Consider the following 15,655-nt stretch of genomic DNA (forward strand, 5'->3'; position numbering starts at 1 on the left):
ATCGAGTCATGGCACGTCCTTCCCAGTACCCGCTTGAGCTGCGCCGTCGTGCGGTGCGGATGGTCGCCGAGGTGCGACCCGACTACGACACCGAGTGGGCCGCGATGAAAGCGGTCGCCCAGAAGCTCGGCATCGGCACGACCGAGACGCTGCGCAAGTGGGTGCGGCAGGACCAGATCGACGCCGGGACCCGTCCGGGCACGACGAGCGAGGAGTCTGCCGAGCTGAAGCGGCTGAAGAAGGAGAACGCCGAGCTGAAGCGGGCCAACGACATCCTCAAGGCCGCAGCGTCTTTCTTCGCTGCCGAGCTCGACCGGCCACACACACGCTCGTAGCGTTCATCGACGAGCACCGGGACCGCTTCGGCGGCGTCGAGCCGATCTGCCGGGTCCTCACCGACCACGACTGCAGGATCGCCCCGTCCACCTACTACGCCCACCACAAACGCCGGGCCTCTCCCGCTGCCCGCACCGTGCGGGACGCCGAGCTGAAGGAGCACATCAGCAAGGTCTTCGAGTCCAACTACCGTGTATACGGAGCGAGGAAGATCTGGCGGGAGCTGAACCGGCAGGGACATGCGGTGGCACGTTGCACCGTCGAACGTCTGATGCGCGAGCTCGGCATCTGCGGCGCCGTCCGCGGCCGGCGTGTGATCACCACGCTGCCCGGGGGGCAGGTCGAGCGGGCCCCGGACCTCGTCGACCGCGACTTCGTCGCCGGTGCCCCGAACCGGTGCTGGGTCGCGGACTTCACCCACGTGAAGACCTGGGCGGGTGTCGTCTACGTCGCCTTCGTCGTGGACACCTTCTCCCGCCGGATCGTCGGCTGGTCCGCTGCCACCGTGAAGGAGACGGTCTTCGTGCTGGACGCCCTGGAGATGGCGCTCTGGCAACGCGACCGCGACCAACACCCGGTCCAGCCAGGCAAGTTGATACATCATTCGGATGCCGGGTCGCAGTACACGAGCTTCCGGCTTGCCGACCATCTGGAGGCTGCCGGCATCGCCGCATCCATCGGATCGGTCGGCGACGCCTACGACAACGCCCTGATGGAGAGCACGATCGGCCTGTTCAAGACCGAACTGATCAAGCCCCAGCGGCCGTGGAAGACGCTGTCCGACGTCGAACTCGCCACCGCCGAGTACGTCGACTGGTACAACCACCGACGACTCCACGGTGAGATAGGCCACGTCCCGCCGGTCGAATACGAGAACAACCACTACCTCGTAACCACGAAACCCCAGGTCACAACCAACATCTGAGATCTCTACCGAACCCGGAACGGTTCAGGGACACCGCCCTACTTTTCCTTCCAGGGACCCGAGGGTCGCTCATTGGGAGATCACATCGGATACCTGTCGCTTCCTACTGTGCAGGGATCTGACGCGACGTACGTGCGGTATGTGCGGGAAGGCCGCGAGGCTGTGGCGAAGGATGACCGCCCGGGGGCCTGCGGTTGGGTCGTGGACCTTCGTCACAACCAAGGCGGGAACAACTGGCCCATGCTTGCAGTCGCGGGCCCGATCCTGGGGGACGGCAAGGTCGGCATGTTCGTGGATCCTGACGGCAAGACCTACCCATGGACTATTCACCATGGCAGCCCGCGTCAGAACGGCAAACCCTACAATTGGGGAGACAGCACTCCTGTGACCAACGCCCACGCCCCGGTCGCGGTCCTGACCGACGGCAGAACGGCCAGCGCTGGTGAGGCCGTGGCGGTCGCATTCCGGGGACGGCCACGGACGCGGTCTTTCGGAGAGGACACCTTCGGCGTCCCCACGGGGAACAATGACCATGGTCTGTCCGATGGCGCAGTGCTGAAGCTCACCGAGCTCAAGGACGCCGACCGCACCGGCCGTAGCTACGACGCTCCGATCCCCCCTGACGAGGAGATCCCCACCATGGGGCTCAGGTTGGGAGCCGCGGACCAGGTCCTGGAGGCGGCGAAGAACTGGCTACTCAAACAGGCCGGATGTAAGTGACCCTGGTCGTCGGGCTTCATCGTGACCGTTGAGCTGGCTCGTCGCGGTGCAGTGTTCCGGGGCAAGCGGTCAGGCGGCCTTGGGCATCAGATGTTCGCGGGCGACGTCACGGCGTTGGGCGGAACGGGCCTTGCGTCGGGTGCGCCGTCGGGTCATCAGCGTTGTGGCGGCCCATGTGATCAGCGATTCGCTCATCTCGGGCAGGCGTTGGTGATCGCGGCAGTGCCGGCGGCCCCTCATGATCCATGACCACGGCCGCTCGACCACCCAGCGGCGCCCTTCACCTCCGGTGGGTGGCGCACCGTCTTGATGGTGACTTCGAGGTAGGTCTTGGCCCAGGGCACCAGTTCCCGGCATAGCACGGAGTCGGCCCAGACGATGGCGATCTCGGGATGCGTCAGCGCGAGGCGGAACAGCAGTTCCTTCGGCCGCGTCGCGGTCGGTCACGTCGGCGGCAGTGACCATGACCAGGAGCACCAGGCCCCTGTTGTCGCAGATCAGGTGCCTTTTGCGGCCATTGATTTTCTTGGCTTCATCCCAGCCCCGGCTGTCTTTGCCGACTGTCTCGGAGGCCACCTTGGCCGTGGTAACCCAGTGGTAGCTCAGAGCCTCCGCGACGACCGGGACGGGCATCTCCTGGAACGGGGGACGGCGGCTCGCCGCCGCAAGCCCCTCTTGCGTGAAGCCTGCCGCTTTGCGACGTTGAGCCAGGCGTACGCGCTTCGCTGCCATCGCCCATCCCTCCGGTGCATGGGGGCGAGTGGCCACCGTAACGGCGCACAGGACATCTGCGCAGACCAGACCTAGAAATGCCACACGGATGCGTCATCCGTGCAGCAGCCTTGCTGTGGTGTTTGCGTGGGTCAAACCGCTTCTCTGCTGTCAGGTTGGCGAGCAGATGGAACCCACGACTACCGCTTGTCAACCGTTCCAGTCCCCCGGAGGAACGGATGCGACCAGCCATGTTCGGCTACATGCGGCTTGCCGCCAGTGATGACCCAGAGGAAATTCAAAGGGAGTTGGCGACGTACGCCAACCGTGAGGGGTTCGAACCGGAGCGCCTGTTCATCGAGCGGCTCGACGCCGATGACGAGTCCGCCTTCTTCGCCCTCGTTGATGCGCTCAAGACGGCCGACGCCAAGCACGTGATCGTGCCGTCCTTGTGGCACTTCGCCCGGCCGCCCGGTCTGCAAGCCGCCATGCGCGACCACATCGAGCGCGTGCTGGGCGCGCGACTGTGGGTCATCCGAAGCACCGGCGCGCAACCGAAGGGTGCTGCGTCATGAGCGCCGACACTGTGAACTCGATCCCGCTGTACGCATCCTCGCTTCGCCTGATTGCCGTACCTACGGCCGTCGGTTGCTCACGGATGTTCGTCAGCCACACCTTGAAGCTCTGGCAGCTTGAAGACCACGTGGAGACGGCAAAGCTCATCATGAGCGAGCTCGTCACCAACGCCGTGAAGGCGAACGGCATCACCGAGCCGGAGCCGAAGTCGTGGCGGATTAGCGCCGAGCACGTCATCGGGGTACAGCTTCGGGCTCTCGGCGCCAGCCTCTACGTCGAGGTCTGGGACAGAACCGAAGCGGCGCCCGTACGGAAGAACCCAAGCCTTGAGGCAGAAAACGGGCGCGGTCTGCTACTGGTCGAGCAGTTCGCCAAGCGTTGGGACGTCTACCAGCCGCGCGTCGGCGGGAAAGTCGTGTGGGCCGAACTGCCCCTCGGGCTCCCAGTCGAGCTGCGACCTTTCGATCACGTGCCGCTGATCCTGCCCAGCGGCATCCGGGCTTCGCGAGGACCGGTTGAAGACCAGGCGCGTACGGCGCTGCTCGACGTGCTGTTGAAGACGACAGGCGAAGCAATGACCTCGGCGCATGTGAACCGTGATACCTGACGGTCGTGGCCAGCTGACGGTTGATCGTCCCGACCAGGCGCGAGCCGACCCCGCGACGCTCACGAAGAACGCCCCCGGTACTTGGGGGCGTTCTTGCTGATCTCTGCCTCGGTTCATACTCGGTGAGTGGACATCAGGGTGAAGACCTTCGTAGCTGAGGCCTGTCGTCGGATTGGTGCCGGGCTGGAGCAGTTGGGGTTCACCGGCCCGGAAGTAGATCAAGAACGGGACACGTATCCGCTCGTGATGGTGGTTCGCTACCACCGGGCTGACGTAAGCGTCGTGACGCAGTTGCTCCTGGCCGCCGGGGAGGAGTACGTCGACACCTCGCTCGTGTGGAGAGCGGAGGACCCGAGCGGCGGACGTCCCGTCCGTATCGGCGTCGATACCGCCCACACCGGGTATCAGATGCTGCGGGCTCTTGACCGGCATGCCCAAGCCATCCCCACCCTGCTCGGGCAGACGAACCACAACAGCTGACGCGACGGCTCGGCAATACGGCAATACGGCAATCGTCCTGGCGAAAGCCGGGGCGAGGAAGCCGCGTCGGACGGCCCCCGCGAGTGCGGGCGACAGCAAAGGGGCCGTCAGCCGTTCATGCGCTTGCGCCAGCCCGGGCCGATCTGGGCCCATTCCGTTTCCCACTCCGCCATGCGGCGGCGTTCCATGCCGGTGAGGACCAGACGGGTGGCGATCAGTGTCAGCGACGCCGCGCCGATGGCCGCCGGTACGCCGAGCAGTGCCGCCTGGAGCCGTGCCTCCACGGTGCCCGGGGGCCGCGGGACCGGGGTGCCCTGGCCGCCGATCCACACGGTGACCCGGCTGCCCTCCTCGCCGCCGGGATCGACCTTGGCGCGTGACGTGTGGTTGCTGCCGTCGGGGTCCGTCCAGCGGACCTGCGCCCATACGGTGCCGTCGGCGCCGTAGGGCGTCAGGGCGGCGTCTTCCGGGGCGTCCTCCAGAAGCACCGCGGACACCTCGCGTGCCGCCGCACGCCGTGCGGTGAGGTCGTGATCGACCCACAGGCTCGCCGCGAGTCCCGTGCCCAGCGTGGCCAGCGCACCGACGATCCAGGCGGCCAGGACGACCCAGGCCTCCACGCGGTCGCTGCGGCGGCGCAGTGTGTTGCCGCGCCACCTCCAGAAGGGCAGCTTCCTCACTCGGCCACGACGTGCTGTCGTCATCGCTCAGCACCCCTTCCGCGCGCGTACGGCGTCCTCCCCCGGTGTCCCCTCACCGTGCAACGTCTCACGTCGTGGTCCGGCGCGAGAGGGGCCGACAAGGCGTGTTCGTGGGACCTACGGACCGCTCAAGGGCCCGTCCGGGCCGAGTCGTCGGACCCCGCACCGTCCGGGGCGGAGTCCGAGGCAGCGTCCGTCTCCGGCAGGTCCGGGTCGAGGTCCACCCGGCGGCGCGGACCGGTGAGCTCGCTGTCCACGTCGACCACGCCCTCCACGGCCCGTGCCAGACGTACGGCGACGGGCACGAGGGAGGCGTCCGGGACGCGGCCGGAGAGGGTGACGACGCCGTCGCACACCGCCACCCGGACCGGATCAAGGGGTTCACGGAGCGGTTCGGGGAACAGTTTGGCGACTACCTCCCGGCGTATCTCGCCCGCGATGTCGAGGTCCTCGCGCAGGAACACCTTGAGCAGGTCGGAGCGGCTGACGACGCCCTTGAGGACGCCGCCCTCGTCCACCACCGGCAGGCTCTTGACCTGGTGGAGCGCGATGGTCCGCGCGGCCTGCGCGATGGTCTCCTCGGGCCGGACGGTGACGGGCGGCGCGCTCATCAGCTCCCCCGCGGTCCGCGCCCCGGCCTTGACCAGGGCCGCGAGCCTCAGCCGGGCGGGCAGCGGCACGGCGCCGGGGTCGGTGGCGCCGTTCCGCAGCTCCTCCTTGGGCAGCAGGTCGGCCTCGGAGACGACGCCGAGGACGCGGTACTCGTCGTCCACGACGGGCAGCGAGCCGATCTTCCACTTCCGCATCGCCCTGACGATGTCCTTGAACGCCGCCCCGCGGTCCAGGGCGACGACGGTACGGGTCATCACATCGCCGACGATGTGCGCGGTGCCGTACATGGTGACCTCCGGGCCTGATTCGGGGTCCCTGTCTTCCAGGCTGACCCCGCAGACCATCACGCGGCAGGGCCGACCGGCCCACGGTCCGGACCCCGACAGGCACTTCCGTATCGCCTCACCACCCGTCCCGAGTTGACGGACGGCCAGGTGACGCCGCCGCGACGGACAGGAACGGACAGGATACGGACAGTAAACGACAACGCGGCCCGCGGACTGCGGGGAAGGGGTGAGATTGTCCTCGGTCGTCCTGCTCGGATGGACGGTCGTCCTGCTCGGTTGGAGGTGAGACGAAGGTGACCGACTTCGTCGAGACGGGGGACGAACCCCCGGCGGGCGCACCGGAACGGTGCCGCTGCGGCGCGACCGCGCAGGAGAGCGGGCCGGACGGGTCCGGCGGCGCTGAGGAAAGGTTCCGGGGGCTGCTGGAGGCCGCGCCGGACGCCATGGTCATCGTCGACGACGCGGGGACCATCAAACTGGTCAACGCGCAGACCGAGGCCCTGTTCGGCTACCGGCGCGAGGAACTGCTGGGCTGTCCGGTCGAGTTGCTGATGCCGCACCGGTTCCGTCTCCAGCACACCCGGCACCGGCGGGACTACACCTCCAACCGCCAGGTGCGACCCATGGGCGCCGGACTGGATCTCCACGGCCGCCGCAAGGACGGCAGGGAGTTCCCGGTGGAGATCAGCCTCAGCCCGCTGGAGACGGCGGACGGGCTGCTGGTGTCGGCGGCCGTACGGGACGTCAGCGAACGCAAGGCGGCCGAGGCCCGGATCAACGAACTCGCCGCGCTCGTGGAGTCGTCGCAGGACGCGATCCTTGCCAAGACCCTCGACGGCTACATCACGTACTGGAACAAGGCCGCCCAGGACCTCTACGGCTACACGGCCGAGGAGGCCATCGGCCGCCATGTGTCGATTCTCGCGCCGTCCGAGCTGCGCGAGGAGGTCAGCATCCTGCTGGAGCGGTTGCGGCACGGCGAGAAGGTGGAACGTTTCGAGACGCTGCGCGTCACCAAGGGCGGCGGCATGCTGGACGTCGACGTCACGCTGTGGCCGACCCGGGACACCCGCGGCACGGTGGTCGGGGCGTGCGCGATCGTACGGGACATCAGCGACCTCAAGCGCGCGGGGGCCGAGCTCACCGCGCTGTACGAGCAGCAGCGGCACATCGCCCTCACCCTCCAGCGCAGTCTAATGGGCACCCCGCCCGCGCTGCCGGGCCTGGCCACCGCGAGCCGCTACCGGCCCGCCACCCAGGGCGCCGGGGTGGGCGGCGACTGGTTCGATCTCATTCCGCTGGGCGCCGACCGGGTGGGGGTGCTGATAGGGGACGTCATGGGCCGCGGGCTCGAAGCGGCCGCGGTGATGGGCCAGTTGCGCTCGGCGGCGCACGCCCTCGCCAAGACCGGGATGCAGCCGCGCCAGCTGATGCAGTCCCTGGACATCTGCGTCGCCGATCTGGACGTGCCCGACCAGCTGGTCACCTGCTGCTATCTGGTGATCGCCCCCGACGCGGGGACGGTCACGGTGTGCTCGGCCGGGCATCTGCCGGTCCTGGTCGTGGGATCTTGCACGGGTGACGAGGTGGGGAGTTCGGAGGGGCTGTCCGCCGGTCCGGGCGTCAACGGCCTGTCCGCTCCCGTCAACGCGCCGCTGGGCGTGGGAAATGTGCTGTTCGAGCAGTCCACCACGGCCATTCCGCCGGGAGCCACGCTGGTGCTCTACACCGACGGTCTGATCGAGACGCCGGACAGCGACATCGAGGGCCGGGTGGACGATCTGTCCGTCGTCCTGGAGCGGTGCTTCGCGGGTACGCCGAGCCTGGAGCACGCGGCCGACCATGTGCTGGCGAGCATGCTGCCCGGCGCGGAGGGCCACAACGACGACGTGACGCTCTTGCTGGCGCAACTCCCGGCCGCGCCGCTGGCCGCGCTGAGCACGGACCTGCCGGCCCTGGCGTCCTCGGTGCCCGAGGGGCGGGCCTTCCTGCACAAGGCGCTGACCCTGTGGAACTGCACCGGCGGCGCGGACGACGCGCTGCTGCTGCTGTCGGAGACCCTGACCAACGCGGTGCAGCACGCCGAGGGCCCGCTGACCCTTCGGCTGCACCGCAACACCACCGATCTGACGGTGGAGGTCGACGACCGCAGCCCCCAGCTGCCCCAGCCCCGGATGGCGGGTGAGGACGAGGAGTCCGGGCGCGGGCTGTGCCTGGTCCGTGCCCTGGCGGCCGACTGGGGGGTCAGACCGACCGACGAGGGCAAGACCACCTGGTTCACTCTGCGGCTCTGAGTCCGTCCCCCGGGCCGCCGTGCCCCGGTCAGCCGTCCCCCCTCAGCTGTCCCCCGGTCCGCCGTCCTGCGAACGGCTGGCGCCGCTCGGCCACACGATGTCCACGGGGATGCCCCGGGCGCGGGCGTAGGCGACGAGATGCGCGGTGGCGTCCCTGCCGGTGGACGGTGAACCGTCCCACACGGCGAGGACGCCGTTGCTGGCGCCGACGAGACGTTCGTCGGCGCCGATGCAGGCGTTGCGGTCGGCGGGATCCAGTGCGAGGAGGCGGACCTGTTCGGCGAGCATCAGCAGCTCACCGGCCCCGGTCCCCTCGTGCCCCGGCGGCACCGCGGGCACCGACTGCTGCGCGGGCAGCAGCACCACGAGCTTGCGCCCGGCCGCCCGCACGGCGCGTCCGAAGGCCACGGGCAGTCCGGCACCGGCGCGCACCAGTCCGGTCACGCCCTCGCCGACGCGCTCCATGCGCGCCCGCAGCTCGCTCTCCACCAACTCCAGGGTGGCAGGGGTCAGATCCCCGTGCCCGACCGCAACGATCAACGGACCTCCTCTGGGACGGGCCTGCCCATCGGCCGTACCCCGGCACGCCGCCGGTAGACCAGATACGGGCGGGCGAGATAGCCGACCGGAACGCTCCAGACGTGCACCAGCCGGGTGAACGGCCAGGCCGCGAAGAGCACAAAGGCGCTGAGGGCGTGCAGTTGGAAGAGCAGCGGGGCGCCGCTCATGTCGTCGGGCTGCGGCTGGAGGGTGAAGATCCCGCGGAACCAGGGGGAGATGGTCTCGCGGTAGTCGTAGCCGGACCCGAACACATTGTGGGCGCCGGTGGCGGTGAGGCCGAGCAGGACGGTCAGGGCGAGCAGCGGGAAGAGGAACTTGTCGCTGCGGTCGGTGGTGAGGCGGATCCGGCGGGTCAGCAGCCGGCGCGCGCTGAGCATGCCGAGCCCGGTGACCATGCAGACACCCGCGAAGGAACCGGCGGTGAGGGCGGTGGTGTGGTACGCGTCCTCGCTGATCCCGGCGGCCTCGGTCCAGGAGGCGGGGATGACGAGGCCCATGACATGGCCGCCGACGACCATGAGGGCGCCGAGGTGGAAGAGCGGGCTGCCCCAGCGCAGCCAGCGGTGTTCGAGGAGCTGGCTGGTGCGGGAGGTCCAGCCGAACTGGTCGTGGCGGTAGCGCCAGACATGGCCGACGGCGAACACGGCCAGGCAGATGTAGGGGAAGGCGACCCACAGCAGCAGGTCGGGGCCGGAGACGTTCATCAGAGGTCTTCCTGGGATGCGGGCGCGGCGGGGTTCTGCGGGACCAGGGTGTTCGGTGCCTGCATGGGCGGTACGAAGGTGCCGGGCGGGGCGAACTCCCCGCTGCCGTACGGGTCGATGCCGACGTCCTCGTTCGGCGGGCCCTCGGCGGCGAGCTTCGCCACGGCCGCCAGGTCCTCCTCGGTGGCCGGGGGCAGCAGGCTGAGCAACGCGGCGAGCAGATGCCGGTAGGGCGAGCCCGCGTCGGTGAGGGCGTGGTGGATGAGTTCGAGGCCGCGGCGGTGCTGGCGCAGCGGGGCCTCGCCCTTGCCGGGTCCGCTGAGGGCGGCGAACTCCAGCACCACCGGGAGGTGGTCGGGCAGTTCGCCGCCGTCGACGTCCCAGCCGGCGGCGCGGTAGCGCTGGGCGAGGGTGAGCAGGGCCATGCCGCGGCGGCGGGTGTCACCGTGCAGGTAGTAGGTGAGGTAGAGGCTGCTCTTGCGGCGCAGGTCGAAGGTCTCGACGTAGTGCCGTTCCAGGTCCTCGGGCTCCTGTGCGCCGAACCAGCCGGTGAACTCGGCCAGTTCGCTCGCCGCCTCGGACGCAGGCAGCTCGGCCAGTGCGGCGGCCAGCTGCTCGCGTCCTGCGACGAGTTCGGCGTCGGGGTACTGGAGCAGGAGGGAGATCAGCCGCAGCAGCAGCGGGCGGGTCCGCGCCTCCTCGGGGGTGAGGGGCGCGGGACGGCGGGCGGCGGCCCGCACTCGGGTGCGGACCAGTCCCGGCAGGGGGCTCATGCCTGGCCTCCGCTGGTGGAGCGGCGCAGGGTGGGCAGGCCGAGCATGACCTTGCGGCCGTCGCCGGGCTGCTCGCCGGAGGACTCCACCGGGCAGCGGTTCTCCATCGCGCTGAGGGCGGCGGCGTCCTCCTTGTGGGCGGCGGGGATCACATAGCGGTCCTTGTACTTGGCCACCGCGAGCAGGCGGTGCATGTCCTCCGCCTCGCGCACGGTGAGGCCGACCTGCTTGAGGACCGTGTCGTCGCCCACCTCGCCGAGGGTGCGCTGGCGCATGAAGGAGCGCAGCGCGGTGAGCTTCATCAGCACGCCCGCGACGACGTCCGTGTCGCCCGCGGTGAACAGGCTGGCGAGGTAGTCCAGCGGGATGCGCAGCCGGGTGACGGCCGCGAACACATGGTCGGCGTCGTCCTGGTCGCCGCCCGCGCCGGTGACCGCGTCCAGCACGGGGGAGAGCGGGGGCACGTACCAGACCATCGGCAGTGTGCGGTACTCCGGGTGCAGGGGCAGGGCGACCTTGTAACGGGAGATCAGGTCGTAGACCGGGGAGCGGCGCGCCGCGTCCAGCCAGTCCTCGGGCATTCCGCTCGCCCGTGCCGCCGCGATGACCTCGGGGTCGCGCGGGTCGAGGAAGACACCGCGCTGGGCGTCCAGGAGGTCCAGCTCGTCGGGGGTGGCGGCGGCCTCGCCGACGCGGTCGGCGTCGTAGAGGACCAGGCCGAGGTAGCGCAGGCGTCCCACGCAGGTCTCGGAGCAGACGGTGGGCTGGCCGGCCTCGATGCGGGGGAAGCAGAAGGTGCACTTCTCCGCCTTGCCGGTGGCGTGGTTGACGTACACCTTCTTGTACGGGCACGCCGTCACGCACATCCGCCAGCCGCGGCAGGCGTCCTGGTCGACCAGGACGATGCCGTCCTCGACCCGCTTGTACATCGCACCCGACGGACAGGCCGAGACACAGGCGGGGTTGAGGCAGTGCTCGCACAGCCGGGGCAGATGGAAGAGGAAGGTCTGCTCGAACTCGAACTTGACCTTCTCGGCCCACTCGCCGGTCAGGTTGGGGTCCCCGCCGGCGTGCTCGGGGGCGCCGCCGAGGCTGTCCTCCCAGTTGGCTCCCCAGGTGATCTCGGTGGGCTTGCCGGTGAGGACGGAGCGCGGCCGGGCGACGGGCATGTTGGTGCCCGCCGGGGCGTTGATCAGGTTGTCGTAGTCGTAGGTGACCGGCTCGTAGTAGTCCTCGATCGAGGGCAGGTTGGGGTTGGAGAACAGCGACAGCAGCCGCCGTACCCGGCCCCCGGAGCGCAGCACCAGACGGCCGCGCTTGTCGAGCATCCAGCCGCCCTTCCACTGCTCCTGGTCCTCGTAGCGGCGCGGGTAGCCGATGCCGGGCTTGGTCTCGACGTTGTTGAACCAGGCGTACTCGACACCGGTGCGGTTGGTCCACGTCTGCTTGCACGTGACCGAGCACGTATGGCAGCCGATGCACTTGTCCAGGTTCATGACCATGGCGATCTGCGCCATCACACGCATGTCAGTACTCCACGTTCTGCGAGCGACGGCGGATGACGGTGACCTCGTCGCGCTGGTTTCCGGTCGGGCCGTAGTAGTTGAAGGCGTAGGTGAACTGGGCGTGCCCACCCGCCAGATGCGTCGGCTTGAGCAGCAGGCGCGTCAGGGAGTTGTGGATGCCGCCGCGCTTGCCGGAGACCTCGGTCTTGGGGACGTTCACCGTGCGGTCCTTGGCGTGGTACATGTACACCGTGCCCTCGGGCATACGGTGCGTGACCACCGCGCGCGCCACGACGACGCCGTTGCCGTTGTACGCCTCGATCCACTCGTTGTCCTTCACCCCGACCTTCTCGGCGTCCTCGACGGACATCCAGATCACCGGGCCGCCGCGGGACAGCGCCAGCATGTAGGCGTTGTCCTGGTACTCGGAGTGGATGGACCACTTGGAGTGCGGGGTGAGGTAACGGACCGTCACCTCGGCGCGGTCGCCCTCGTGGAGGTGCTCGTCGCCGTAGTGGCGGTTGGTGTTGAGCGGCGGGCGGTACACCGGGAGCTGCTCGCCCAGTTCGGCGATCCAGTCGTGCTCGACGAAGAAGTGCTGACGGCCCGTCAGGGTGTGCCAGGGCTTCTTGTGCTCGGTGTTGATGACGAACGGGGAGTAGCGGCGGCCGCCGGTCTCCGAACCGGACCACTCGTAGGAGGTCATCACCGAGCGCGGCTGGGTGCGGGTGTCGGCAAAGGTGATCCGCTCCGCCTCGCGCTCCGCGGCGAGTTCGACGAGGCCCTCGCTGCCGGTCTGCCGCTCCAGTTCCTTGAAGCCCTCGGTCGCCAGGCGGCCGTTGGTGGTGCCGGAGAGGGCGAGGATCGCCTCGCACATGTCGGTGGCGGTGGCCAGGGAGGGGCGGCCCTCGGCGATGCCGTCGCGGACGGTGCCGTTGCGGCGGCGCAGGTCGTCGATCTCACGGTCGGGCTTGACCGTGACGCCCTTGGTGGTGGTGCCGAGGGTGTCGAGCAGCGGGCCGACCGCGCGCATCTTCTGCGCGATGGCGCCGTAGTCCCGCTCGATCACCGCGAGCTTGGGCATGGTGCGGCCCGGGATCGGCTCGCACTCGCCGTGCTTCCAGTCCCTCACCACACCGCCGGGCTGGGCGAGTTCGTCCGGGGTGTCGTGGGTCAGCGGAACCGGGAGGACGTCGGTGCGGGTGCCCAGGTGGTCGGCGGCGAGCGCGCTGAACTTGTCGGCGATCGTGAGGAACGTGTCGTAGTCCGTGCGCGCCTGCCACGGCGGCGCGATGGCCGGCGTGAACGCGTGGACGAAGGGATGCATGTCCGTGGACGACAGGTCGTCCTTCTCGTACCAGGTCGCCGCGGGCAGGACGACGTCGGCGAACAGGCCGGTGGAGGTCATGCGGAAGTCCATGCACACCAGCAGGTCGAGCTTGCCCTCCGGTGCCTCCTCGTGCCACACCACCTCTTCGGGGCGGGCGCTGTCGGGGGCCTCGTCGGAGCGGACGGCGGCGTCGGTGCCCAGCAGGTGCCGCAGGAAGTACTCGTTGCCCTTGCCGGACGAGCCGAGCAGGTTGGCCCGCCAGACCGTCAGCACGCGCGGGAAGTTGGCCGGGTCGTCCGGGTCCTCGACCGCGAACTTCAGCTTGCCGGACTTGAGTTCGTCCACGACATGGTCGGGCACGGACTTGCCCTGCGCGGCGGCCTCGTCGGTGATGTCGAGCGGGTTGCGGTTGAAGCCGGGGTGCCCAGGCGTCCAGCCGAGCCGCACCGCCTGCGCCAGACAGTCCGCGAAACCCTTGCCCTGGAAGCGTCCCTCACCCAGCGGGGAGGCCAGCTCGTCGGGGCCGAAGGCCTCGTAGCGCCACTGGTCGGTGTGCAGGTACCAGTACGACGTGCCCGCCATGTGCCGGGTGGGGCGCTGCCAGTCGAACGCGAACGACAGATGCTGCTGCCCGGTCACCGGGCGGACCTTCTCCTGGCCGACGTAGTGCGCCCAGCCGCCGCCGTTGACGCCCTGACAGCCCGTCATGGTGGTCAGGGCGAGGAAGGCACGGTAGATGGTGTCGGAGTGGAACCAGTGATTCGTTCCCGCACCCATCGCGATCATCGAACGGCCCTGGGTGCGCTCCGCGTTGCGCGCGAACTCCCGCGCGATACGCGCCGCCTGCTCGGCGGGCACGGAGGTGATGGTCTCCTGCCAGGCCGGGGTGTAGGGCTGCGAGGCGTCGTCGTACGACTCCGGCCAGCTGCCCGGCAGTCCGGGGCGGTGGACGCCGTACTGAGCGAGCATCAGGTCGAACACGGTCGTCACCAGACGGCCTCCGACCCGGCGCACCGGCACGCCGCGGACCATCACGGAGCCGCCCTCGGTGGCGCCCTCGTCGAACCGGGGAAGCGCGACCTCGACCCGGTCCTCGGCGCTCTCCAGCAGGCTCAGTTCCGGGACGACCTCACCGAGGTCGAGGTTCCAGCGGCCGGACTCCTCCTTCGCCCACCGGAAGCCCAGCGACCCGTTGGGCACCACGGCCTCACCCGTCGCGGAGTCGATGAGCACCGTCTTGGACCCGGCGTTCTCGCCGTCATCGCCCAGGTCCTCGGCCGTCAGGAAGCCGCCGGGGGTCAGCCCCTCGCCGTGCTCACGCAGGGTGACCAGGAACGGCGCGTCCGTGAACTGCCGCAGATAGCCCTCGAAGTAGGGCACCTGACGGTCCACCAGGAACTCGCGCAGCACCACATGCCCCATGGCCATGGCCAGCGCGCCGTCGGTGCCCGGGTGCGGCGCCATCCACTCGTCGGCGAACTTCACGTTGTCCGCGTAGTCCGGGGACACGGCGACGACCTTGGTGCCGTTGTACCGCGTCTCCGTGAGGAAGTGCGCGTCCGGCGTCCGGGTGACGGGGATGTTGGAGCCCCACATCACCAGATAGCCGGCGTTCCACCAGTCCGCGGCCTCGGGCACATCGGTCTGGTCGCCGAACACCTGCGGCGACGCCACCGGAAGGTCGGCGTACCAGTCGTAGAAGGACAGCAGCGTGCCGCCGATCAGCGAGTGGTAGCGGGCGCCCGCGGCGAACGACGCCATCGACATCGCCGGGATCGGCGAGAAGCCGGCCACCCGGTCGGGGCCGAACTCCCGCACCGTGTGCACCTGGGCGGCGGCGATCAGCTCGGCCACCTCGTCCCAGTCGGCGCGTACCAGGCCGCCCTTGCCGCGCGCCTTCTTGTACGCGCGCGCCTTCGCCGGGTCCGAGGTGATCTCGGCCCACGCCGCCACCGGGTCGCCCAGCCGCTTGCGTGACTCACGCCACAGCTTCAGCAGCGCACCCCGCACATACGGGTACCGCACCCGCGACGGCGAGTACGTGTACCAGGAGAACGAAGCGCCGCGCGGGCAGCCGCGCGGCTCGTACTCGGGACAGTCCGTCCCGATCGACGGATAGTCCGTCGCCTGGTGCTCCCAGGTGATGATGCCGTCCTTGACATACACCATCCACGAGCACGAGCCGGTGCAGTTCACACCGTGTGTGGAACGCACCACTTTGTCATGCGACCACCGGTCCCGGTAGAAGTCTTCCCATCCGGGGTCCCCGGTACCGAACACGGCGCGCCCGTCATCCGAAATCTCACGTCGGGACAAGAGCCTCCGGGCCGCCAAAGGCCAGCCGCCGTCCGCGGCCGACGCACCACGCCGTGTCTTCTGATCGTTCTCCATGAGGCGCGACGCTATGGGGCGACCTTCGGCCCCACCCTGGGCCAATGGTCCCTGCGTGGGCTCCATACGGCCCGAATCCCGGGCCCTACGGCCCACGCGATCTCTGCCGATGGTCCACAAGTGTGTGCGTCGTCGTCATCGA

At 69.4% G+C, this 15,655-nt stretch carries 13 protein-coding genes and 1 pseudogene; 6 read left to right on the plus strand and 8 right to left on the minus strand.

The features are described 5' to 3' along the window. The first annotated feature begins 8 nt into the window (after positions 1–8). Both ACSYGN_RS39615 and ACSYGN_RS39620 read left to right on the plus strand, forming a co-directional pair. Positions 9–1,261, plus strand: a protein-coding gene (locus ACSYGN_RS39615; protein WP_460398115.1) for an IS3 family transposase whose coding sequence is annotated in 2 segments (ribosomal slippage) — positions 9–291 and positions 291–1,261 — 1,254 coding nt in all. Because the reading frame shifts where the segments join, the coding sequence is not laid out codon by codon here. 72 nt (positions 1,262–1,333) lie between these two features. Then, positions 1,334–1,981 (plus strand): S41 family peptidase, encoded by a 648-nt coding sequence (locus ACSYGN_RS39620; protein WP_460405413.1) that lies wholly within the window; start codon positions 1,334–1,336, stop codon positions 1,979–1,981. A gap of 135 nt (positions 1,982–2,116) precedes the next feature. Here ACSYGN_RS39620 and ACSYGN_RS39625 read toward each other — a convergent pair. Then, positions 2,117–2,554 (minus strand): annotated as a pseudogene (locus ACSYGN_RS39625) (transposase); the annotation flags it as partial. Positions 2,555–2,943: 389 nt separating this feature from the next. On the opposite strand from ACSYGN_RS39625, the gene ACSYGN_RS39630 reads away from it, so the two are divergent. The 3 genes from ACSYGN_RS39630 (at position 2,944) to ACSYGN_RS39640 (ending at position 4,355) form a co-directional block, all read left to right on the plus strand. Further along, a complete protein-coding gene (locus ACSYGN_RS39630) occupies positions 2,944–3,267 on the plus strand; it encodes a hypothetical protein (RefSeq protein ID WP_460405415.1) in 324 nt (107 codons plus the stop codon). Further along, the gene (locus ACSYGN_RS39635; RefSeq protein WP_460405417.1) at positions 3,264–3,875 is read left to right on the plus strand and encodes an ATP-binding protein; all 612 of its coding nucleotides are present in this window, start codon (positions 3,264–3,266) and stop codon (positions 3,873–3,875) included. The genes ACSYGN_RS39630 and ACSYGN_RS39635 overlap by 4 nt, the downstream gene beginning before the upstream one ends. Positions 3,876–4,157: 282 nt before the next feature. Continuing rightward, positions 4,158–4,355, plus strand: coding sequence for a hypothetical protein (locus ACSYGN_RS39640; RefSeq protein ID WP_460405419.1), 198 nt, complete (start codon positions 4,158–4,160; stop codon positions 4,353–4,355). 107 nt (positions 4,356–4,462) lie between these two features. Here ACSYGN_RS39640 and ACSYGN_RS39645 read toward each other — a convergent pair whose 3' ends face one another. Together ACSYGN_RS39645 and ACSYGN_RS39650 are read right to left on the minus strand one after the other, a co-directional pair. Continuing rightward, positions 4,463–5,059 carry an Rv1733c family protein gene (locus tag ACSYGN_RS39645; RefSeq protein ID WP_460405421.1) on the minus strand — a complete coding sequence of 199 codons (597 nt, stop codon included), beginning with the start codon at positions 5,057–5,059 and terminating at the stop codon, positions 4,463–4,465. A gap of 125 nt (positions 5,060–5,184) precedes the next feature. After that, positions 5,185–5,955, minus strand: a complete 771-nt coding sequence (locus ACSYGN_RS39650; protein ID WP_460405423.1) for a CBS domain-containing protein — start codon at positions 5,953–5,955, stop codon at positions 5,185–5,187. 293 nt (positions 5,956–6,248) lie between these two features. Between ACSYGN_RS39650 and ACSYGN_RS39655 the strand changes: the two genes are divergently transcribed. Next, positions 6,249–8,249, plus strand: coding sequence for a PAS domain S-box protein (locus ACSYGN_RS39655; RefSeq protein WP_460405425.1), 2,001 nt, complete (start codon positions 6,249–6,251; stop codon positions 8,247–8,249). 42 nt (positions 8,250–8,291) lie between these two features. Here the strand turns inward: ACSYGN_RS39655 and ACSYGN_RS39660 are convergent, their stop codons facing one another. Genes ACSYGN_RS39660 through ACSYGN_RS39680 form a run of 5 tightly spaced genes read right to left on the minus strand, consistent with a single transcriptional unit; the run spans position 8,292 to position 15,513 of the window. Beyond that, on the minus strand, positions 8,292–8,789 hold the full coding sequence (locus ACSYGN_RS39660) for a hypothetical protein (RefSeq protein ID WP_460405427.1): 498 nt from the start codon (positions 8,787–8,789) through the stop codon (positions 8,292–8,294). Continuing rightward, on the minus strand, positions 8,786–9,514 hold the full coding sequence (gene narI / locus ACSYGN_RS39665) for a respiratory nitrate reductase subunit gamma (RefSeq protein WP_460405429.1): 729 nt from the start codon (positions 9,512–9,514) through the stop codon (positions 8,786–8,788). Before narI ends, ACSYGN_RS39660 begins: the two co-directional genes overlap by 4 nt. Beyond that, a complete protein-coding gene (gene narJ / locus ACSYGN_RS39670) occupies positions 9,514–10,287 on the minus strand; it encodes a nitrate reductase molybdenum cofactor assembly chaperone (protein ID WP_460405431.1) in 774 nt (257 codons plus the stop codon). Before narJ ends, narI begins: the two co-directional genes overlap by 1 nt. After that, positions 10,284–11,813 carry a nitrate reductase subunit beta gene (narH, locus tag ACSYGN_RS39675; RefSeq protein ID WP_460405433.1) on the minus strand — a complete coding sequence of 510 codons (1,530 nt, stop codon included), beginning with the start codon at positions 11,811–11,813 and terminating at the stop codon, positions 10,284–10,286. The genes narJ and narH overlap by 4 nt, the downstream gene beginning before the upstream one ends. A gap of 1 nt (position 11,814) precedes the next feature. Beyond that, the gene (locus ACSYGN_RS39680; protein ID WP_460405435.1) at positions 11,815–15,513 is read right to left on the minus strand and encodes a nitrate reductase subunit alpha; all 3,699 of its coding nucleotides are present in this window, start codon (positions 15,511–15,513) and stop codon (positions 11,815–11,817) included. Positions 15,514–15,655: the final 142 nt, after the last annotated feature.

The sequence above is a fragment of the Streptomyces sp. YIM S03343 genome (assembly GCF_054729195.1).

Excerpts from the sequence above, each read along its gene's own strand:
- ACSYGN_RS39630 (WP_460405415.1), top strand. The coding sequence starts at position 2,944 with ATGTTCGGCTACATGCGGCTTGCCGCCAGTGATGACCCAGAGGAAATT.
- ACSYGN_RS39635 (WP_460405417.1), top strand. The coding sequence starts at position 3,264 with ATGAGCGCCGACACTGTGAACTCGATCCCGCTGTACGCATCCTCGCTT.
- ACSYGN_RS39645 (WP_460405421.1), bottom strand. The coding sequence starts at position 5,059 with ATGACGACAGCACGTCGTGGCCGAGTGAGGAAGCTGCCCTTCTGGAGG.
- ACSYGN_RS39650 (WP_460405423.1), bottom strand. The coding sequence starts at position 5,955 with ATGTACGGCACCGCGCACATCGTCGGCGATGTGATGACCCGTACCGTC.
- narI (WP_460405429.1), bottom strand. The coding sequence starts at position 9,514 with ATGAACGTCTCCGGCCCCGACCTGCTGCTGTGGGTCGCCTTCCCCTAC.
- narJ (WP_460405431.1), bottom strand. The coding sequence starts at position 10,287 with ATGAGCCCCCTGCCGGGACTGGTCCGCACCCGAGTGCGGGCCGCCGCC.
- narH (WP_460405433.1), bottom strand. The coding sequence starts at position 11,813 with ATGCGTGTGATGGCGCAGATCGCCATGGTCATGAACCTGGACAAGTGC.
- ACSYGN_RS39680 (WP_460405435.1), bottom strand. The coding sequence starts at position 15,513 with ATGGAGAACGATCAGAAGACACGGCGTGGTGCGTCGGCCGCGGACGGC.